The sequence below is a fragment of the Bacteroides sp. An322 genome, from assembly GCF_002161765.1.
Taxonomy (GTDB): Bacteria; Bacteroidota; Bacteroidia; order Bacteroidales; family Bacteroidaceae; genus Phocaeicola; species Phocaeicola merdavium.
This window is the reverse complement of the sequence record NZ_NFIN01000005.1, coordinates 86,545-106,260: the sequence shown is the minus strand read 5'-3', so window position 1 is coordinate 106,260 and position 19,716 is coordinate 86,545. Positions and strand designations below refer to the sequence as shown.

Annotated in this window: 16 protein-coding genes and 1 tRNA gene; 15 read left to right on the top strand and 2 right to left on the bottom strand. The window is 48.9% G+C overall.

Features of this window, described 5'->3' with window-relative positions; all coding sequences use genetic code 11:
- Nucleotides 1–123: 123 nt before the first annotated feature.
- From B5F91_RS04380 to rny, 9 genes are all read left to right on the top strand, one after another.
- Nucleotides 124–1,320, top strand: coding sequence for an AGE family epimerase/isomerase (locus B5F91_RS04380; RefSeq protein WP_087427895.1), 1,197 nt, complete (start codon nt 124–126; stop codon nt 1,318–1,320).
- Nucleotides 1,321–1,508: 188 nt separating this feature from the next.
- A complete protein-coding gene (locus tag B5F91_RS04375) occupies nt 1,509–2,807 on the top strand; it encodes an L-serine ammonia-lyase, iron-sulfur-dependent, subunit alpha (protein ID WP_204244660.1) in 1,299 nt (432 codons plus the stop codon).
- Between the two features lie 162 nt (nt 2,808–2,969).
- On the top strand, nt 2,970–3,614 hold the full coding sequence (locus B5F91_RS04370; RefSeq protein ID WP_087427893.1) for an ATP-binding protein: 645 nt from the start codon (nt 2,970–2,972) through the stop codon (nt 3,612–3,614).
- A gap of 115 nt (nt 3,615–3,729) precedes the next feature.
- Nucleotides 3,730–4,356, top strand: coding sequence for a hypothetical protein (locus tag B5F91_RS04365; RefSeq protein WP_087427892.1), 627 nt, complete (start codon nt 3,730–3,732; stop codon nt 4,354–4,356).
- Nucleotides 4,353–4,934, top strand: a complete 582-nt coding sequence (locus B5F91_RS04360; RefSeq protein ID WP_087427891.1) for a uracil-DNA glycosylase family protein — start codon at nt 4,353–4,355, stop codon at nt 4,932–4,934. The genes B5F91_RS04365 and B5F91_RS04360 overlap by 4 nt, the downstream gene beginning before the upstream one ends.
- A 70-nt stretch (nt 4,935–5,004) precedes the next feature.
- Nucleotides 5,005–5,077 (top strand) — tRNA-Trp (locus B5F91_RS04355).
- Nucleotides 5,078–5,225: 148 nt separating this feature from the next.
- The gene (locus tag B5F91_RS04350; RefSeq protein WP_087427890.1) at nt 5,226–5,519 is read left to right on the top strand and encodes a hypothetical protein; all 294 of its coding nucleotides are present in this window, start codon (nt 5,226–5,228) and stop codon (nt 5,517–5,519) included.
- Nucleotides 5,520–5,537: 18 nt separating this feature from the next.
- Nucleotides 5,538–5,840, top strand: coding sequence for a cell division protein ZapA (locus B5F91_RS04345; protein WP_087427889.1), 303 nt, complete (start codon nt 5,538–5,540; stop codon nt 5,838–5,840).
- Between the two features lie 108 nt (nt 5,841–5,948).
- Nucleotides 5,949–7,484, top strand: a complete 1,536-nt coding sequence (gene rny / locus B5F91_RS04340) for a ribonuclease Y (protein ID WP_087427945.1) — start codon at nt 5,949–5,951, stop codon at nt 7,482–7,484.
- Nucleotides 7,485–7,568: 84 nt separating this feature from the next.
- On the opposite strand, the gene B5F91_RS04335 is transcribed toward rny, so the two are convergent.
- A complete protein-coding gene (locus tag B5F91_RS04335; protein ID WP_087427888.1) occupies nt 7,569–8,408 on the bottom strand; it encodes a patatin family protein in 840 nt (279 codons plus the stop codon).
- A 132-nt stretch (nt 8,409–8,540) separates the two neighbouring features.
- On the opposite strand from B5F91_RS04335, the gene B5F91_RS04330 reads away from it, so the two are divergent.
- From B5F91_RS04330 to B5F91_RS04305, 6 genes are all read left to right on the top strand, one after another.
- Entirely contained in the window at nt 8,541–9,932 is a 1,392-nt protein-coding gene (locus B5F91_RS04330; RefSeq protein WP_087427887.1) for an aminopeptidase P family protein, read from the top strand.
- 71 nt (nt 9,933–10,003) lie between these two features.
- Nucleotides 10,004–11,200, top strand: coding sequence for a C1 family peptidase (locus B5F91_RS04325; RefSeq protein WP_087427886.1), 1,197 nt, complete (start codon nt 10,004–10,006; stop codon nt 11,198–11,200).
- Between the two features lie 302 nt (nt 11,201–11,502).
- Nucleotides 11,503–13,221, top strand: coding sequence for a single-stranded-DNA-specific exonuclease RecJ (gene recJ, locus B5F91_RS04320; protein ID WP_087427885.1), 1,719 nt, complete (start codon nt 11,503–11,505; stop codon nt 13,219–13,221).
- Nucleotides 13,222–13,223: 2 nt separating this feature from the next.
- On the top strand, nt 13,224–15,125 hold the full coding sequence (locus B5F91_RS04315; protein ID WP_087427884.1) for an ATP-dependent DNA helicase RecQ: 1,902 nt from the start codon (nt 13,224–13,226) through the stop codon (nt 15,123–15,125).
- 44 nt (nt 15,126–15,169) lie between these two features.
- The gene (locus B5F91_RS04310) at nt 15,170–16,252 is read left to right on the top strand and encodes a choloylglycine hydrolase family protein (protein WP_087427883.1); all 1,083 of its coding nucleotides are present in this window, start codon (nt 15,170–15,172) and stop codon (nt 16,250–16,252) included.
- Between the two features lie 107 nt (nt 16,253–16,359).
- Nucleotides 16,360–17,538, top strand: a complete 1,179-nt coding sequence (locus B5F91_RS04305; RefSeq protein ID WP_087427882.1) for a phosphoribosylaminoimidazolecarboxamide formyltransferase — start codon at nt 16,360–16,362, stop codon at nt 17,536–17,538.
- Nucleotides 17,539–17,638: 100 nt separating this feature from the next.
- Here the strand turns inward: B5F91_RS04305 and B5F91_RS04300 are convergent, their stop codons facing one another.
- Nucleotides 17,639–19,687 (bottom strand): hypothetical protein, encoded by a 2,049-nt coding sequence (locus tag B5F91_RS04300; protein WP_087427881.1) that lies wholly within the window; start codon nt 19,685–19,687, stop codon nt 17,639–17,641.
- Between the last annotated feature and the right edge of the window lie 29 nt (nt 19,688–19,716).

Sequence of the window (19,716 nt, the reverse complement as noted above, 5' to 3'; positions counted from 1 at the left end):
AAACGCAAAGTAACATTTTAGAGATAGCAAAGAACGCAAAAAGCTCTGTGACCTTTCGCCTTCTCTAATAAAAATCCTCCGCGTTTCTGCGTCTCTGCGTTCAACCTAAAAACAACACGCACTATGAATCAACGAATCAACCAGCTTCGGAACGAAATGCGCTCCGAGCTTGAAAACAATATCCTTCCGTTTTGGATGAACAAAATGGAAGACAACGAACAAGGCGGCTTCTACGGCGAAATCACCGGCGACGACGAACTGCGCCCCGAAGCCTCGAAAGGCGCGATACTGAACGCCCGCATCCTGTGGACCTTCTCGGCTGCCTACCGCCTGCTGAAGAAACCCGAATACCTGAAGACCGCCACCCGCGCCAAACGGTATCTGATCGACCGCTTCTACGACCCCGAATACGGCGGCATCTATTGGGAACTCGACTACAAAGGCAATCCGCTCGACACGAAGAAACAGATTTACGCTATCGGTTTCGCCATTTACGGTCTGAGCGAATATGCCCGTGCCACAGGCGATGCCGAAGCCTTGGAATATGCCCAGCGGCTTTTCGAGGTCATCGAACAACATAGTTTCGACCCCGTGCAGAACGGCTATCTCGAAGCCTTGACCCGCGACTGGCAGCCCATCGAAGATATGCGCCTGAGCGACAAGGACGAGAACGAGAAAAAGACGATGAACACCCACCTGCACATCCTCGAACCTTACACCAACCTCTACCGCGTATGGAAAGACGAACGGCTGGAACGCCAGCTGAGGAATCTCATCGACGTGTTCATCACCCGCATCCTCGACCCGCAGACGGGACACCTCAACCTCTTCTTCGAGGAAGACTGGACGAACAAATACCGCATCTATTCCTACGGGCACGACATCGAAGCCTCGTGGCTCATCCACGAAGCGGCATTGGTCTTGGGCGACGAAACGGTTCTGAAACGAATCGAACCGCTCATCGTCCGCATTGCCCAAGCCGCCGACGAAGGACTGAATCCCGACGGCAGCATGATATACGAAAACTTCCTCGACAAACAGAAGATTGACCGCGAACTGCACTGGTGGGTACAAGCCGAGAACGTGGTGGGGCACATCAACCTTTACCAACACTTCGGAGACGAGTCCGCCCTTGACATCGCCGTCCGCTGCTGGGAATTCATCAAAGCGAAACTAATCGACCACGAGCAAGGCGAATGGCACTGGAGCATCCTGCCCGACGGCACCGTCAACCGCAAGGACGACAAAGCCGGCTTCTGGAAATGCCCCTACCACAACGGACGTATGTGTATGGAAGTCATCGAACGGTTCGGCGAATAATGCTTCCTTTTTCAACGCAGATTAACGCAGATTTTTATTATTTTCCGCGTAAATCTGCGTTAATCTGCGTTTTTATGTCACCTTATCACCCGCTTTTCCCGTCTATATAAGAGTGATAATATCAAATAAAGATGTATTTTTGCACCGCAATTTACTAAAAACTATAACAGCAAGAAAATATGGAAAGCATCATCCCACAAGCGGAAAGAGAGCAAATCATCGCTCTGATGAAGAAAGAAGTGGTTCCGGCAATCGGCTGTACCGAACCGATAGCCGTAGCACTCTGTACAGCAAAAGCAGCCGAAACCTTGGGCTGCAAGCCCGAACACATCAACGTCTACCTGAGTGCGAACATCCTGAAGAATGCCATGGGCGTAGGCATTCCGGGCACAGGCATGATAGGGCTGCCTATCGCCATTGCCCTCGGCGCACTCATCGGAAAATCGGAATACCAACTGGAAGTGCTGAAAGACTGCACACCCGAAGCGGTAGAAGAAGGCAAACAGATGATAGCCGAACCCAATTGCATCAACATTGCACTGAAAGACGACATCGAAGAGAAACTTTACATCGAAGTGACCAGCACAAGCGGAAACGACGTGGCGACCGCTATCATCAGCGGAGGACATACCCACTTTGTCTACCTCTGCCGCAACGGGGAAGTTTCGCTCGACAAACGGAGCAAAGGCACTTCGGAACAAGAAGAGGAAAGCGTGGAACTGACCCTGCGCAAGGTGTACGACTTTGCTACCACTGCCCCTATTGACGAAATCCGCTTCATCCTCGAAGCCAAACATTTGAACAAAAACGCTGCGGAACAAGCCTTGAAAGGCTGCTACGGACACGGATTGGGACGTATGCTGAAAGAAAACCACAACGAAAAGCAAATCATGGGTAACAATACCTTCACCCATATTCTTTCGTACACCTCTGCCGCATGTGATGCCCGTATGGCAGGCGCCATGATTCCGGTAATGAGCAACTCGGGAAGCGGAAACCAGGGCATCGCAGCCACCATGCCTGTAGTAATCTATGCCGAAGACAACCACAAATCGGAAGAAGAACTGATACGTGCCCTTACGCTGAGCCACCTCACCGCTATTTACATCAAACAGAGTTTAGGCAAGCTTTCGGCTCTGTGCGGATGTGTAGTAGCCGCTACCGGAAGCTGTTGCGGCATCACATATCTAATGGGAGGCAAATACGCACAAGTAATGTATGCCGTACAAAACATGATTGCCACCCTGACCGGTATGATTTGCGACGGTGCCAAGCCCAGTTGCTCGCTGAAAGTGACCAGCGGCGTATCTACAGCGGTGATGTCCGCCATTATGGCAATGGACGAAAAATGCGTTACTCCGGTAGAAGGCATCATCGAGGAAAACGTAAACCGGAGCATCCGCAACCTGACCCGCATCGGTGCAGAAGGCATGAACGAAACCGACAAAATGGTGCTCGACATCATGACGCACAAACACAACGACTGATTTTTATTACCAAACGCAGAGACGCAAAAGCGCAAAGCCTTTATTTGAGAGAGCAAAGTACGCAGAAAGAAAAATCACCTCTGTGCCCTTTGCCTCCTCTAAAAAAATAAATCTCCGCGTTTTTGTGCCTTTGCGTTTAATTAATTACACATCCACAACCCAATGACACATTCCGACTACATCCACCGGCTCATCAGCGAAGGCGAACACGTACATCAAGACTTCAAGTTCGAAATATCCGATGCACGGAAGATAGCCAAAAGCATCTCCGCCTTTGCCAACACCGAAGGAGGACGCCTGTTAGTGGGTGTAAAAGACAATGGCAAGATAGCGGGCGTGCGCTCGGAAGAAGAAATCTACATGATAGAAGCCGCTGCCCAGCGTTATTGCCAACCTCCCGTCGATATACATACCTATATATATAAGGTAGAGGGAAAAGACGTATTGGAAGTCGTGATAGACGAAAGCCCGCAGAAACCGGTCTATGCCCTTGATGCCGAAGAACGCAAATGGGCATACGTCCGCATCAAGGACGAAACCATCCTGGCAAGCCCTATCCACTTGAATATCTGGCGGCACAACCGCACCGAAGAAAAAATCGTCGTGACTTATACCCCGCACGAACAAGAGGTATTGAAATTATTGGAACAACACCAGCCGATTACCCTCAACCAATGCCAACGGCTCAGCCGCATGAAGCGGAAACAAATCACCAGCCTCCTTGCCGACTTTATCCGATTCGGTTTGGTAGAGGAAGTATTTCATGACCATACTTTTTATTTCCGGCTGAAAGAACACATCGACTAAATGATTCACCACAAAAAGGCACAGGAAAGACACAAAGGAAATTAATTTTTCCGAATGCCCACAGTATCAAGTTTTTTTCATACCTTTGCCCCATTCATTCAAAAAACAAGAGACTATGAGTATATTTGCAAAACTTTTCAAAAAGAAAACAACGGAAGAAGAATCCGCACGCGTAGGCGGCATGGAAGACTTCATGACCCTGATACGAGTGTATTACCAAGCGGTCATGGCTGCACAATTGGGCATCAGCAACATCAATGCCCTGCCCGACATGGCGGTATTCAAGCGCACTTTGAAAATCCCGACCCAAAACAACAAGTTAGGCGTGGCAGAGCGTTCGCGATGCAAAAAGATGCTGACCGACATCTATGGCATCAACGAATTCTTCTTTAAAGAGATAGACGCTTCTATCAAAAAACATTGCAAGAACGTGAACGCTATCCAAAACTACTTGTTCATGTTCCAAGGCTTCAGCCAAGACCTGATGATGGTGGTGGGCAACTTGATGCAATGGAAATTCCGTATGCCACGCATTTTCAATAAAGCATTGCGCGGCATGACCGAAAAAACCGTGCACGACATCCTGACCAAGACAACATGGAAAGACGACAGTGTGCGTAAGACCTGCCTCAATATCCGCCAGTACCAACATGCATTAGGATATAGCGAAAGCTGGATGGTGGAATACGTCTACAACGTCGTCGTATTAGCCAAGAAAGAACCGAAACCCAAAGAACAATGAGCGGTTTAACAGAAAACCACCCGCTGGAACCCTTTCTTCCCGGCAACGCTATCCTGCTGATGCTGGGAAGTTTCCCGCCCCAAAAGAAACGCTGGAGCATGGATTTCTTTTATCCGAACTGGAGCAACGACATGTGGCGCATCTTCGGGCTGGTCTTTTTCAACCAAAAAGACTATTTTGTCGTACCAGACAAAAAAGCATTCGACAAAGAGCGCATCATCGATTTCCTGAAAGAAAAAGGGATTGCGCTCTACGACACGGCATGTGTAGTGAAACGCCTGCAAAACAATGCTTCAGACAAGTTTTTGGAAATTGTGGAGCCTACCGACATCGGTTTGCTTTTGAAGCAACTCCCCGTATGCCGGGCAATAACCACTACCGGAGAAAAAGCCACCGATACGATTTGTACGCAAATGCACATCGAAAAACCGTCCGTAGGAAGCAAAAGCGGATTCGAATACGAAGACCGCCGGCTTCACCTCTACCGGATGCCTTCTTCCAGCCGCGCTTATCCGCTCAAATTGGAGAAAAAAGCCGAAACCTACCGGATAATGTTCGAAGAAATCGGACTTTTATAACGATTACGCATAAAAAACGGCAAAAGGATTTGGAAGAATCAAAAAATATCGTACCTTTGCACCCGCAAACACGGGAATAGCTCAGTTGGTAGAGCATCGGTCTCCAAAACCGAGTGTCGGGAGTTCGAGCCTCTCTTCCCGTGCTGACTCTATAGCAGGCTGTAACTGATAACGGTTGCAGCCTGTTTTTTTATGCTAAAAACGTCCGATTCTGAACTTTTTCAAAAATAAAAGGGCAAAAATTTTTGTATTTATATCCAATCCACTATATTTGTGTAGAATTTGGTGAAAATGACGGAAGAAGACAAAAGGCTATTGAATACGTTCGAAGGCAAATTGCGGAATCTGATTTACCTATTCGAAGAACAGAAAAAGGAAATCGCAACGCTCCGCCAGCTTCTTGTAAAAAAAGAAGCCGAAATCGCACGCATGGAAGAAAGCCGGAAAGAATTGGAGTCAAAGTATGCCAACCTGAAAACAGCCCGCATCATCAGTATCAATGACAATGAACTCAGAGATACGAAGAAACGATTGGGGGATCTTGTGCGTGAAGTCGACAAATGTATCGCTTTGCTGAATGAATAACCAAAAGGTGAACGAGTCATGGAAGACGACAAATTTAAAATACATCTGCTGATTGACAATGAACGGTATCCGTTGACTATCTTGCGAAAAGACGAACAACTCTACCGCGATGCTGCCAAACAGATTGACTATAAACTAAACAAATACCGGAGTATGTACCCGAGCTTCAGCGCGGCAAAACATTGGGCAATGGCAGCCCTGGAATTGTCGTTCGAGAACATCTCGATGAAAGACCGGAATGACACGCTGCCGTATACAGAAAAAATCCGCCAGTTGACGGAAGATGTGGAAAACTGCATCCACCCGCAAACGGACGAATAAGAAACGGAGTTTAGTTAGAAAGATAAAGAAAAGATTTTGCGCACAAACTGGAAGCCTTGAGGCGAACAGTCTGTGCGCTTTTTGTTTATATATAAATTTAAAATTGTAATAATGAATACAGTAATATTTACGGTCATTGCCTTCCTGATAGGAGGAGCAATTTCGTACGCTTTCTTCAAGTACGGCTTGAAATCGCGCTACGATAAGATTATAAAAGAGGCGGAAAACGAAGCAGAAGTCATTAAGAAAAACAAATTGCTTGAGGTGAAGGAAAAGTTCCTCAACAAAAAAGCCGAGCTGGAAAAAGAAGTCGCCGCACGCAACCAAAAAATCCAGCAAGTAGAGAACAAGCTGAAGCAACGCGAAATGGTGCTGAACCAAAAGCACGAAGAATTGCAGCGCAAGCATAACGAAACCGAAGCTATCCGCGAAAACCTCGATGCCCAATTGGTAGTTATCGACAAGAAGAAAGAAGAACTGGATAACCTCCAATCGCAAGAACGCAAGAAACTGGAAGCTTTGTCTGGACTTTCGGCTGAAGAAGCCAAAGAACGTCTCGTAGAATCGCTGAAGGAAGAAGCCAAGACCGAAGCGCAATCCTACATCAACGACATCATGGATGACGCCAAGATGTCCGCCAACCGCGAAGCCAAACGCATCGTGATACAGACTATCCAACGGGTAGCTACAGAAACCGCTATCGAGAACTCTGTAACGGTATTCCACATCGAATCGGATGAAATCAAAGGACGCATCATCGGGCGTGAAGGAAGAAACATCCGTGCCCTCGAAGCAGCTACAGGAGTGGAAATCGTTGTAGACGATACTCCAGAAGCCATCGTCCTCTCGGCATTCGACCCTGTACGCCGTGAAATAGCCCGTTTGGCACTCCACCAGCTGGTAACCGACGGACGTATCCACCCGGCACGTATCGAAGAAGTGGTGGCAAAAGTGAAGAAACAAGTGGAAGACGAAATCATCGAAACGGGAAAACGCACCACTATCGACCTCGGCATCCACGGCTTGCATCCCGAACTTATCCGCATCATCGGAAAGATGAAATACCGTTCGTCTTACGGTCAGAACCTGTTGCAACATGCACGTGAAACCGCCAACCTCTGTGCCGTTATGGCTTCCGAATTGGGATTGAACCCCAAGAAAGCCAAACGTGCCGGCTTGCTTCACGATATAGGAAAAGTGCCCGATGAAGAGCCCGAACTGCCTCACGCATTATTGGGTATGAAACTGGCAGAGAAATACAAGGAAAAGCCTGATATCTGCAATGCCATTGGTGCCCACCATGATGAAATAGAAATGACCAGCCTTTTGGCACCTATCGTACAAGTGTGTGATGCTATTTCGGGAGCACGTCCGGGGGCACGCCGCGAAATCGTGGAAGCCTACATCAAGCGTCTGAACGATTTGGAACAACTTGCCATGTCTTATCCGGGTGTCACCAAGACTTATGCTATCCAGGCAGGGCGTGAACTCCGTGTTATCGTAGGCGCTGATAAGATAGACGACAAACAAACCGAAAGCTTGTCTGCCGAGATAGCCAAGAAGATTCAAGACGAAATGACTTATCCGGGACAAGTGAAGATTACGGTTATCCGTGAGACACGCGCCGTAAGCTTCGCGAAATAAGCATTGTCAATACCACAAAAGATACATACAGCTTCATCGGGCAACGAAGCCTGCTTCGTTGCCCGATGCATACGGCTTCGATGGTCAATGAAGCCTGCTTCGTAAAATCACTTTCTCCGCACACCTCCAACCCTCTTCATAGAGTGCCGTAAGCTTCTTGATGTCTTTTTCTATCCGGCTCACCTGAACAGGAGCTTCGGGACGGATAGCGATGATACGCCCCTCATCTTCTAATCGCTCCACCATAGCCAATTGCTCATTGTATGCCCGGCAACGATTGCTTAGCACGACACGCAAACGGGGATAACGGGTATATACGATGCGGGGCACACGGATGTCTTTCTCCGATTTGCGGTATCCACGGTTGCGGGTGAGCACCACCACATTCTTCTCATATCCTTGACTGATAGCCCGTTGCACAGGAATCGAATCGACTATTCCTCCGTCCAGCATGGGGCGTCCGTCCACCCATGTAATGGGGCACACGTAGGGCAAGCTGCTCGAAGCTTTTACTATTGCCAATAAGCGTTCTTTATCGTGCTTTTCTTCCAAATAACAAGCGCGTCCGGTCACACAATTTGTAGTAACCATCTCAAAACGTGCCGGATTGCGGAAATACGCATCATAATCATAAGGCAATATCTTTTCAGGAAACTCTTTATAAAGCAAATGTTGGTCGAGGATACTACGCTGGAACCATAAGTATTTCAATCCGATGTAATGATATTTCGCCAGCATGTCGATGTTGCTGAACTTTGCTCTTCCTTGCTGGTGCGACATGTACGAAAGCCCGTTGCATGCTCCTGCCGAGACACCGATGGCGTATGGGAATTCGATGCCTTTCTCCATAAAATAATCGAGTACGCCGCAGGTAAACACGCCTCTCATGCCTCCGCCTTCCAATACTAATCCAGTCTGTTTCATTTTGTGATGTTTTTAAAATTGATAAGTGCCTAACAAAGATACATTTTTTATGAATAGAAGCGTACACTTCTCATTTAATTTTCCTACTTTTGCAACACTTAATACAAAGGTGTTACTAAAACTTTAACAATTATGTTCGATTCATCTGTATATAGCAACCGCCGCAAGGCGTTGCGGGATAAAGTCAGCAATGGCATTATCCTGATATTGGGCAATAATGAAGCCCCAGCCAATTATCCGGACAATACGTACAAGTTCCGTCAGGACAGTTCGTTTTTGTATTTTTTCGGACATGCGCATCCGGGCTTTGCTGGTATCCTCGACGTAGATGCCGGTGAAGATTATTTCTTTGGGGATGATGTGACCATGGATGATATCATCTGGATGGGTCCGCAACCCAGTGTAAAAGAGCTGGCTGCACAAGTGGGAGTGAAGAAAAGCTTTCCTTTTGCTAAATTAAAAGAAATGGTAGGCAAGGCTATCTCGCAACGCCGTAAAATTCATTTCCTTCCTCCTTACCGCTACGATAATATGATGTTATTGGAAGACCTGACCGGCATCCGTGCTTCGCTTGTCAAGGAACACAGCTCATTGGAGTTGATTAAGGCGGTGGTAAGCCTGCGCTCGGTAAAAGAGCCGTGTGAAATAGCGGAAATAGACAAGGCATGCAACATCGGATATGAAATGCATACGGCAGCTATGCGCCTTTGCAAACCGGGCGTAAGCGAACGGTACATAGCCGGTGTATTGGACGGCATTGCGGCATCGTATGGAAATATGGTATCGTTTGCCACCATTTTAAGCCAGAACGGGCAGACCTTGCACAATCATGACCATAGTCAAATCCTGCAAGCCGGAAGACTGATGCTGACCGATGCGGGAGCGGAAAGCGTGACCAATTATTGCTCGGACCATACACGTACCGTCCCTGTAGGAGGCAAGTTCACCAGCCGCCAGCGTGATGTGTATAACATCGTATTGGCATGCCACGACCGTGCCTTGGAATTGGCACGTCCCGGAGTGACTTATAAATCAGTCCATATTGAAACTTGCAAAGTGTTAGCACAAGGGTTGAAAGACTTGGGCTTAATGAAAGGCAATGTGGATGATGCCGTAGAAGCCGGAGCACACGCCATGTTCATGCCTCACGGACTGGGACACATGATGGGCATTGATGTACACGATATGGAAGATCTGGGACAATGCTACGTGGGCTATGATGATGAAGTCCGTCCGTCCGACCAGTTCGGCTTGGCTTCCCTACGTATGGGACGCCGCCTGCAAGAAGGATTTGTCATTACCGATGAGCCGGGTTGTTATTTCATCCCCGACCTAATAGACAAATGGCGTGCAGAGAAGATGCACACCGATTTCTTGGATTTCGATGCCATAGACAAATACAAGGATTTCGGAGGCATCCGCCTGGAAGACGACATCTTGATTATCCCCGGCGGTTCTCGCTTCACCGGCGAAAAACATATCCCGATTACCATAGAAGAAGTGGAAAATATAATGAATAATTAATAATGAACAGTTAATAGTGAATAGTACTCTTCGTTATTAACTATTCATTATTAACTATTAATTTAAACGACATGAACAAACTTATTGCTATCTTGGCTTTGGGCGTTTGTTTCGGAAATGTTTCCGCAAAAAGCCCGAAAAAGGACAAAGCTTCAGAAGAAGGATTTGTCTTTACTACCGTGAAAGAAAACCCGATTACCTCTGTCAAAGACCAGAACCGTTCGAGCACCTGTTGGGCGTTCTCTACCCTTGGCTTCTTGGAAGCGGAATTGCTTCGTGCCGGAAAAGGGGAATTCGACCTGTCTGAAATGTTCGTCGTACATCATACCATGCAAGACCGTGCGGTGAACTACGTGCGTTATCACGGTGACGCTTCATTCGCTCCCGGAGGAAGTTTCGAGGATATCGTATATTGTTATGAAAATTATGGAATGGTGCCGCAAGAAGCCATGCCGGGCATTATGTATGGTGAAGAGCTTCCGGTGCATAACGAACTGGATGCCGTAGCCGAAGGATACGTGAACGCTATCGCTAAAGGCAAGTTGACCAAGCTGACTCCGGTATGGAAGAACGGGGTACGTGCCATTTACGATACTTACTTAGGCGAATGTCCGGAACAATTCACTTACAATGGAAAAACGTATACCCCGCGCACTTTTGCCGATGAGGCTTTGGGCTTGAATATGGACGATTATGTATCATTGACTTCGTTCACACACCATCCGTTCTATACCCAGTTCAGCATCGAAGTGCAAGACAACTGGCGCAATGCGCTTTCATACAACCTGCCTATTGATGAACTTATGGCGGTAATGGAGAATGCTATCAACACCGGTTACACTTTCGCATGGGGAGCCGATGTAAGCGAACAAGGATTCACTCGTGACGGAGTTGCCGTATATCCTGATTCAGAGAAAGGTGCCGAGTTGACCGGTTCGGATATGGCACATTGGTTGGGATTAAGCCAAGCCGATAAGCGCAAGGAACTGACTTCGAAACCGCTTCCGGAAATCACCGTGACCCAAGAAATGCGCCAAATCGCATTCGATAACTGGGAAACCACCGATGACCACGGCATGCTGATTTACGGTATCGCCAAAGACCAGAACGGCAAAGAGTACTTTATGGTGAAAAACTCATGGGGCACCGAAGGCAAGTACAAAGGCATTTGGTATGCATCAAAAGCTTTCGCGGCATATAAAACCTTGAACATCTTGGTGAATAAGAAAGCCATCCCGGCAGATATCGCCAAGAAGTTAGGATTGTAATTTTGTTTACAAACGCAGAGACGCAAAAGCGCAAAGTCTTTATTTAGAGAGAGCAAAGAGCACAGAGAGTGAGATCAGGCTTCGTGTCCTTTGCCTTCTCTAAAATAGATTCTCTGCGCTTTTGCGTCTCTGCGTTTATCAAAAAAAATAATAAATCGCTTGGTTCTTGAAAATAATTCGGGAATCAGGCGATTTTTTCTTTCTTTTTTTCTAACTTTACAAGTTGAATAGCTGGGCACTTTTCAAAACGCTTGAATCGCCCTGCTGTATTGGCTTAGAAAAAGAAAGAAAAAAATATATAAATGAACTACAAATGGAACTATCAACCTCCTACACAAGAAGAACGGGAAGCAGCTAAAGCTTTGGCTAAAGAGATAGGAATCAGCCCTATCCTATGCCGCTTGTTGCTGGAGCGGGGCATCACTTCCGCCGCCGAAGCCAAGCGTTTCTTCCGCCCGCAACTGAACGAACTGCACGACCCGTTCCTCATGAAAGACATGAGCATAGCCGTGGAGCGTCTCAACAAAGCCATGGGACGGAAAGAGCGCATTATGGTGTATGGAGATTATGACGTGGACGGCACAACCGCCGTTGCGTTGGTTTATAAATTCCTTCAACAGTTCTATTCGAACATCGATTACTATATCCCCGACCGCTACAACGAGGGGTATGGTGTATCGAAGAAGGGAGTGGATTATGCATACGAGACAGGGGTGAAACTTGTCATCGTATTGGATTGTGGCATCAAGGCGGTAGAAGAAATCGCGTATGCCAAAGAAAAAGGTATCGACTTCATCATTTGCGACCATCATGTGCCCGATGACGTCTTGCCTCCTGCCGTGGCTATCCTAAACCCCAAACGGCACGATGCCACCTATCCGTATAGTCATTTGTCGGGATGTGGCGTGGGGTTTAAGTTCATGCAGGCATTTGCCTTGAACAATGGCATTGAGTTCCACCAGCTGACTCCGCTTTTAGACTTGGTGGCGGTGAGCATTGCCTCGGACATCGTACCCATTATGGGCGAGAACCGGGTATTGGCTTTTTATGGGCTGAAGCAATTGAATACCAATCCCAGCATAGGGCTGAAGGCAATTATCGATGTGTGCGGGCTTGCGGAAAGAGAATTGAACATGAGTGATATCATCTTCAAGATAGGGCCGCGCATCAATGCCTCTGGGCGCATCCAGAATGGGAAAGAAGCCGTAGACCTGCTTATCGAGAAAGATTTCCCGATAGCCTTGCAAAAAGCTCGCCAAATAAACCAGTACAACGAGACGCGCAAAGACTTGGACAAGAGCATGACCGAAGAGGCGAACAAGATTGTAGACCAATTGGCAAACCTTTCCCAACGCCGCTCTATCGTGATTTATAACGAGGCATGGCACAAGGGCGTAATCGGTATCGTGGCTTCCCGCCTTACGGAAATATATTATCGTCCGGCGGTGGTCTTGACCCGTACCAACGACCTTGCTACAGGCTCGGCACGCTCGGTGTCGGGATTCGATGTGTATAAAGCCATCGAGTATTGCCGCGACTTGTTAGAAAACTTCGGAGGGCATACGTATGCGGCTGGCTTATCGATGAAAGTGGAGAACGTGCCCGAATTCACCCGGCGTTTCGAGGAATATGTGACCCATCACATCCTGCCCGAACAGACCAATGCCACCATCGATATCGACGCACAATTGGATTTCAGGGACATCACATCGAAGTTCTTCTTCGACTTGAAGAAATTCAATCCCTTCGGACCGGAAAACCCGAAACCCGTATTCTGCACGATGAACGTCTTCGATTATGGGACGAGCAAGGTGGTAGGACGGGACCAGGAACACATCAAATTAGAATTGGTGGACAACAAGTCGAACAACGTGATGAACGGCATCGCTTTCGGACAAAGCTCGCAAGCCCGCTACATCAAGACCAAACAATCGTTCAACATCTGTTATACCATCGAGGAGAATACCCATAAGCGTGGGGATATCCAATTGCTAATAGAAGACATTAAGCCGAGCAGATAGGCATGGCTGATTATAAAAGCATATTGAAGCAATACTGGGGATATGATAGCTTCCGGGGCATTCAGGAAGAAATCATTGCCAGTATCGGCGAGGGGCGCGACACATTGGGGCTGATGCCTACGGGCGGAGGAAAATCCATTACTTTCCAAGTGCCTGCCCTTGCCCAACCGGGCTTGTGCCTGATCATCACTCCGCTGATTGCCCTGATGAAAGACCAGGTACAGAACTTGCGCCGGCGGGGCATCAAAGCCATAGCGGTCTATTCGGGCATGACGCGCGAAGAAATCATCGTGGCGTTGGAAAATTGCATCTTCGGCGATTATAAATTCCTTTACATCTCTCCCGAACGGCTCGACACCGAGATTTTCCAAACCAAACTCCGGAGCATGCATGTGAGCATGATTACGGTGGACGAGTCGCACTGCATCTCGCAATGGGGATATGATTTCCGTCCGGCTTACCTCAAGATAGCCGATGTCCGCAAGCTCCTCCCCGGTGTCCCCGTACTTGCCCTGACCGCTACCGCCACTCCCGAAGTGGTGAAAGACATTCAGGCGCGCCTCGCTTTCCGTCAAGAGAACGTGTTCCGCATGAGCTTCGAGCGGAAAAACCTTGCTTATATAGTCAGGCGCACCGAGGACAAGGCGGGAGAGCTGATTCATATCCTGACCCAAGTGCCCGGCTCTGCCATCGTGTACACACGCAACCGCAAACGCACCAAGGAAGTGTCGCTTTTCCTGAACCAGCACGGAATCAGCGCCATCTTCTATCATGCCGGGCTGAGCAATGACATCAAGGACCAGCGCCAAAAAGGTTGGCAAGACGGGACGTTCCGGGTGATGGTAGCCACCAACGCGTTCGGCATGGGCATCGACAAGCCCGATGTGCGCTTGGTGATTCACATCGATTTCCCCGATTCGCCCGAAGCTTATTTCCAGGAAGCCGGACGTGCCGGACGCGACGGACAGAAAGCATACGCCGTACTCCTTTATGCGCAGAGCGACAAAACCATTTTGAAGAAACGCATTGGCGATACATTCCCCGAAAAAGACTATATCCGTCAGGTGTACGAACACATCAATTATTATTATCAGATGGCGATGGGCGACGGAAGGGGATGTACGTTCGCTTTCAACATCGATGAATTTTGCCAAAATTTCAAGCATTTTCCCGTGCGGGTAGACAGTGCCCTGAAAATCCTCACCCGTGCCGGATATTTGGAATATACCGACGAGCAGGACAACGCTTCCCGCCTTATCTTTACCCTTCGGCGGGATGAATTATACCGCATCGATGAGCGCAATCCCGATACCGAAAACCTGATTCGCATCATCTTGCGTTCCTACACGGGCGTATTCAGCGATTATGCTTACATCAACGAAGATACGCTTGCCTCGCGGAGCGGGCTCACCCGCCAGCAGGTGTACGACACGCTTATCCTCCTTACCAAACGGCACATTCTCCATTACATACCGGGCAAGAAGACACCTTATATTATCTATACGCGCGAAAGGCAAGAAGCAAGCCGCATCGTGTTAAGCAAAGAGGTGTACGAAGACCGGAAAGAGAGTTACGAGCGACGTGTCAAAGCCATGCTCGACTATGCCGGACGCGAAGGGCGGTGCCGAAGCCGTATGTTGCTGGAGTATTTCGGAGAACGCAACGAACACAATTGCGAGCAATGCGACGTATGCCTGAACAAGCATGCTTCGGGATTAAGGCAAGGCGAGTTCGAAGACATTGAGCAGGATGTCCTGACGTTGTTAGCGGAAGCTCCGCGCACTGCGCAAGAAGTGGTCCATGCCCTTTCTTCCGATGAAGGCAAAATCCTTCAAGCACTTTCTTTCCTGATGTCGGAAGAGAAGATTGTGCAAAAAGAAGGCAAATTGTACCCGTGTGGATGAACCATATTGTTTCCCCTGTTGTTTAATCTTAAAAATTTACAGATATGAAAACCCGAACCTTTATTTTATCATTGACATTAGCCGGAATGCTCGCCGCATCGCTTTCGGCAAACGCTTGCACAGGAATCACCCTGAACAGCAAAGACAGCACTACGATTGTAGCACGGACCATCGAATGGGGAGGAAGCGACCTGAATAGCCAATACGTCATCGTGCCGCGCGGCTATACGATGCGTTCGTACACTCCCGACGGAAGCGAAGGAATGCAGTTCACTTCCCGGTACGGCTATGTAGGGCTTGCCGTAGAACAGAAAGAGTTCATCGCCGAGGGCATCAACGAAGCGGGGCTTTCGGCTGGCTTGTTCTATTTCCCCAACTACGGGCAATACGAAGCCTACGATGCGGAGAAAAAAGACACCAGCATCGCCGACCTGCAATTGGTTTCGTGGATATTGGGCAAATGCGCCACGATAGACGAAGCGATAGAGAGCGTGAAGCAGGTGCACGTTATCCGCATCGACCCGCGCGCCTCTACCGTACACTGGCGTTTTACCGACCCTGCCGGAAGACAAGTGGTCTTGGAGATTATCGGTGGAGAACCGAAGTTCTACGAGAACAAGTTAGGCGTGCTGACCAATTCCCCCGGATTCGAATGGCAGCTGACCAACCTCAATAATTATGTCAATCTCTATCCGGGCTCGGCGCCAACCCAATCGTTAGGCAATGTCCGGTTGGCTTCTTTTGGTGCCGGAAGCGGATTCTTGGGGCTTCCGGGCGATGTCACCCCTCCTTCGCGCTTCGTCCGTGCCGCTTTCTATCAAGCTACGGCTCCCCGTCAGGACGATGCCGAAAAGACCGTGCTCCAAGCCTTTCAGATACTGAACAACTTCGATATTCCGGTCGGTATCGAGTTTGCCGATGGAAAAGTGCCCGTCGATATCCCCAGCGCCACTCAATGGACTTCCGCCACCGACATGAAGAACCGCATCATCTATTTCCGCACCATGTACAATAGCGAGATACGTAGCATCAACCTCGACCAAATAGACTTCTCGGAAGTCGCTTATCAAGCAATCCCGCTGGATAACACAAAGCAACAGCCTATCCGGACAATCCCAATTAAGTAAAATTTCCTATTCAACTATATCCATGACCGAAAGCAAATAAGAAAGTTTGCTTTCGGTCTGTTTTTTTCGTATCTTTGCAATCACGATCAACTTAAAAACAAAATGCTATGGCAAAAGAACTCGAACTGAAATACGGCTGCAACCCTAACCAGAAGCCTGCCCGTATCTTTATGCAAGAAGGAGAACTGCCCATTGAGGTGCTGAACGGACGTCCCGGATACATCAATTTCCTCGACGCGCTGAACGGATGGCAGTTGGTGAAAGAACTGAAAGAAGCTACGGGAATGCCCGCGGCTACCTCGTTTAAGCACGTAAGTCCCGCCGGCGCCGCTATCGGGCTGGAACTGGACGATACGATGAAACAAATCTATTTCGTAGGCGACCTGCCCCTCTCGCCGCTCGCCAATGCCTACGTGCGTGCCCGCGGGGCTGACCGCATGTCTTCTTACGGCGACTTTATCGCGCTGAGCGACGTATGCGACGAAGAGACCGCCCACTTCATCAACCGTGAAGTATCGGACGGCGTTATCGCTCCGGGCTATACCGATGAAGCATTGGCTATCCTGAAAGCGAAACGCAAAGGCACATACAACGTGATTCAGATTGACCCCGCTTACCGTCCCGCTCCCATCGAGCATAAAGACGTGTTCGGCATCACCTTCGAACAAGGGCGCAACGAAATCAAGCTGAACGGCGAGGAACTCTTCGCCAACATCCCGACTCGGAACAAGAACCTGCCCGACGAAGCGAAACGCGACCTGATGATTGCGCTGATTACGCTGAAATATACCCAATCGAACTCGGTATGCTACGTGAAAGACGGACAAGCCATCGGCATCGGAGCAGGCCAGCAGAGCCGCATCCATTGCACCCGCCTTGCCGGAAACAAAGCCGACATCTGGTACCTGCGCCAGCACCCGAAGGTATTGAACTTGCCTTGGGTAGAGAAAATCCGCCGTGCCGACCGCGATAACACGATTGACGTATACATCAGCGATGACCACGACGATGTATTGGCAGAAGGCACGTGGCAACAGTTCTTTACCGAAAAGCCCGAAGTGCTGACCCGCGAAGAAAAACGCGCTTGGCTGGACACGCTGAAAGGCGTATCGTTAGGCTCGGACGCCTTCTTCCCCTTCGGCGACAACATCGAGCGCGCGCACAAGAGCGGCGTGGAATACATCGCCCAAGCAGGCGGCTCGGTGCGTGACGACAATGTCATTGAAACCTGCGACAAATACGGTATCACGATGGCGTTTACAGGCATCCGTCTGTTCCACCATTAATCTATTGGATTGAACACAGAGGCGCGGAGGCACAGAGTTTTTATTTTCTTAATCAAAAGAATATGTTTCTCTGTACCTTTGCGCCTCTGCGTTCAAATTATCACCGTAAAATCCCGGTATCCTTATCCGCCTTTTGGTTAATATTCCTACGGATGTCTTTATAGGCACGCCCTTGCGAGAATTTCCATGCGATGTTCAGGCTTACAAAATTGCCGAAGTCACGGCAATGAAGCGTAGTAGTCTTCCGCACATAGCGGTTGTATACCTCCGACTGGAATTGCTTGTAATGCGGATTCAGCGGTTGTTGCCATGTGAGCGACACATTCAAGTTCTTGTACCGGTAAGCCGCATTCAGGTAAGTGAACGACCCGTTGAATCCTTCAGTCTCGCCCTCAAGAAAACGGAAACCGCTATCAATGAATGCCGAAAGGGTGAACTTACCTAAGTAAGCCTGCACATTAGCGGTGCCCGAATAGAAAGTCTTGCAATGCGTGTAGTCCTCGCCGAAATTGAAGCAACGGAAAAGCGTGCCGGACGCCGCTACCGAAAGTTTGTCGGGGATAATCCAAGCGTTGGCGTAAAGCATCAGGTTGAGCACATCGATTTCTTTCTGATTAAGCTGGGTATAGACAAACTTATCATCAGCCGTCCGGATATAGGTCGCCATATTCGGCTGAGCGCAAAGCTTCCCGTAGGCTTGAAGGAAAGACTGGAAGCGGGGATGGGTGTACGAGACCTGAAAGGTATGCTCTTGCTCCCGGTTGGGGCGGATATCGGGATTGCCCAGCGTCCATTCCATACTGTTGTTCCGAATTGTCGTGTTACTAATCATTGCTACTTGCGAAACGTGCTCGCTTATTTGGAAATCGTATTTCAATTGGACGGCTTGCGCGGGATTGTAGGCAACAGAAGCCTTCGGGCGGAACAGCCAGTACCGATAATCGTGCTCCTGCTGGCGGTAATCCAAATAACTTCCTCCCAATCCCGCCGTATAGCGCACCGGACCAACCGCCCCTTTTATCTCGGTAAAAGCGTACACATTGCGGTTATGCATCGGATTGACAGAGTTCACATCGCCCGTGTATCGGTTCTTCGTATATTTCTGCATATAGTTTATTCCGGCTGTAAGGGTAAAGGGCTTGAGGCGGTTCTCGTAAACGGCTTCGCTCATCAGGGAATACGTTTTCCCGTCCACCTCATACGCATACGGCTCGCCTTCATCGTAACTACTCCGAAGCGAAGTGGAGATATAAGTCCCTACGGCATTAAGGGTCAACGATTGGCGTGGACTGAATTGCTTGAAGAAATAAAGGTCTAAGACGGGGCTGGAACTAAGGTTGCGATTAGATTGGGTGGCAAGATAGCGTTCGCCTCCGTCCACAATCTGTTTGCGGTTATAATTATGGGGGATGTGTGAGAAATCAGCCTTCAGCGAAGCCTGAAACACATAGTTGGCGGAATCGGCAAGATTGTATTTCAATTGCAAATCGTTGTTCAAGCTCCGGCTGCGCGAAGCAATGTCGTTACGTTCGATGGTACGGGTGGAACCGTCGGCGAGCAAGTAATGTGCCGTTTCGTTCATCCGGTTTCCCTCGAAGTCCTTGTATCCGAAATTATAACTCAAGGAAAGCTCGCTTTTCCCTGCGTTCCATTTCCCGTAGATTAAATCATTGCCCGATTTGGCGGTAAGTGCCTGCATGAGGTCAACGCCGACCGTATATCCGCTATCGTTCCGGCGGGTCAGGATATTGATGACGTATGCGATGCCTTCGCCGTACCTCACCCCAGGATTGTCGATAAAGTCTATCCGGCTGATGCGTTCGGGAGCGAGCGACAGCATTTCTTCCCGCCCTACAATTATGCCGTCAATACGCAACTGGATGCTTCCCCGTCCATCGATAGCCGACAAGCTATGCGAAGCCTCATCCACACGGATGTTAGGCAAAGAGAGTTTTTGCAGGATGCTATACCCCGAATGCGATGCCTTCTTCTGCACTTCAGTAGGGTAAATGGTTTGCCCGTCGGGCTTATGAATCACTTTAGCCGCTTTCACCTCCACTTCTTGAAGTTCGACGGTTTGGGTCTCGCTTTGTGCCGACAAGGTGACGGCGAATGTTGATAAGAGAATAAGGATGCCGATACGTTTCATTGCGCTCTTCGTTTTTTAAGTTCGGGCGC

Coding starts and splice junctions, on each gene's coding strand:
- B5F91_RS04380 (WP_087427895.1), top strand. CDS start 124: ATGAATCAACGAATCAACCAGCTTCGGAACGAAATGCGCTCCGAGCTT.
- B5F91_RS04370 (WP_087427893.1), top strand. CDS start 2,970: ATGACACATTCCGACTACATCCACCGGCTCATCAGCGAAGGCGAACAC.
- B5F91_RS04365 (WP_087427892.1), top strand. CDS start 3,730: ATGAGTATATTTGCAAAACTTTTCAAAAAGAAAACAACGGAAGAAGAA.
- B5F91_RS04360 (WP_087427891.1), top strand. CDS start 4,353: ATGAGCGGTTTAACAGAAAACCACCCGCTGGAACCCTTTCTTCCCGGC.
- B5F91_RS04350 (WP_087427890.1), top strand. CDS start 5,226: ATGACGGAAGAAGACAAAAGGCTATTGAATACGTTCGAAGGCAAATTG.
- B5F91_RS04345 (WP_087427889.1), top strand. CDS start 5,538: ATGGAAGACGACAAATTTAAAATACATCTGCTGATTGACAATGAACGG.
- B5F91_RS04335 (WP_087427888.1), bottom strand. CDS start 8,408: ATGAAACAGACTGGATTAGTATTGGAAGGCGGAGGCATGAGAGGCGTG.
- B5F91_RS04330 (WP_087427887.1), top strand. CDS start 8,541: ATGTTCGATTCATCTGTATATAGCAACCGCCGCAAGGCGTTGCGGGAT.
- B5F91_RS04325 (WP_087427886.1), top strand. CDS start 10,004: ATGAACAAACTTATTGCTATCTTGGCTTTGGGCGTTTGTTTCGGAAAT.
- recJ (WP_087427885.1), top strand. CDS start 11,503: ATGAACTACAAATGGAACTATCAACCTCCTACACAAGAAGAACGGGAA.
- B5F91_RS04315 (WP_087427884.1), top strand. CDS start 13,224: ATGGCTGATTATAAAAGCATATTGAAGCAATACTGGGGATATGATAGC.
- B5F91_RS04310 (WP_087427883.1), top strand. CDS start 15,170: ATGAAAACCCGAACCTTTATTTTATCATTGACATTAGCCGGAATGCTC.
- B5F91_RS04305 (WP_087427882.1), top strand. CDS start 16,360: ATGGCAAAAGAACTCGAACTGAAATACGGCTGCAACCCTAACCAGAAG.
- B5F91_RS04300 (WP_087427881.1), bottom strand. CDS start 19,687: ATGAAACGTATCGGCATCCTTATTCTCTTATCAACATTCGCCGTCACC.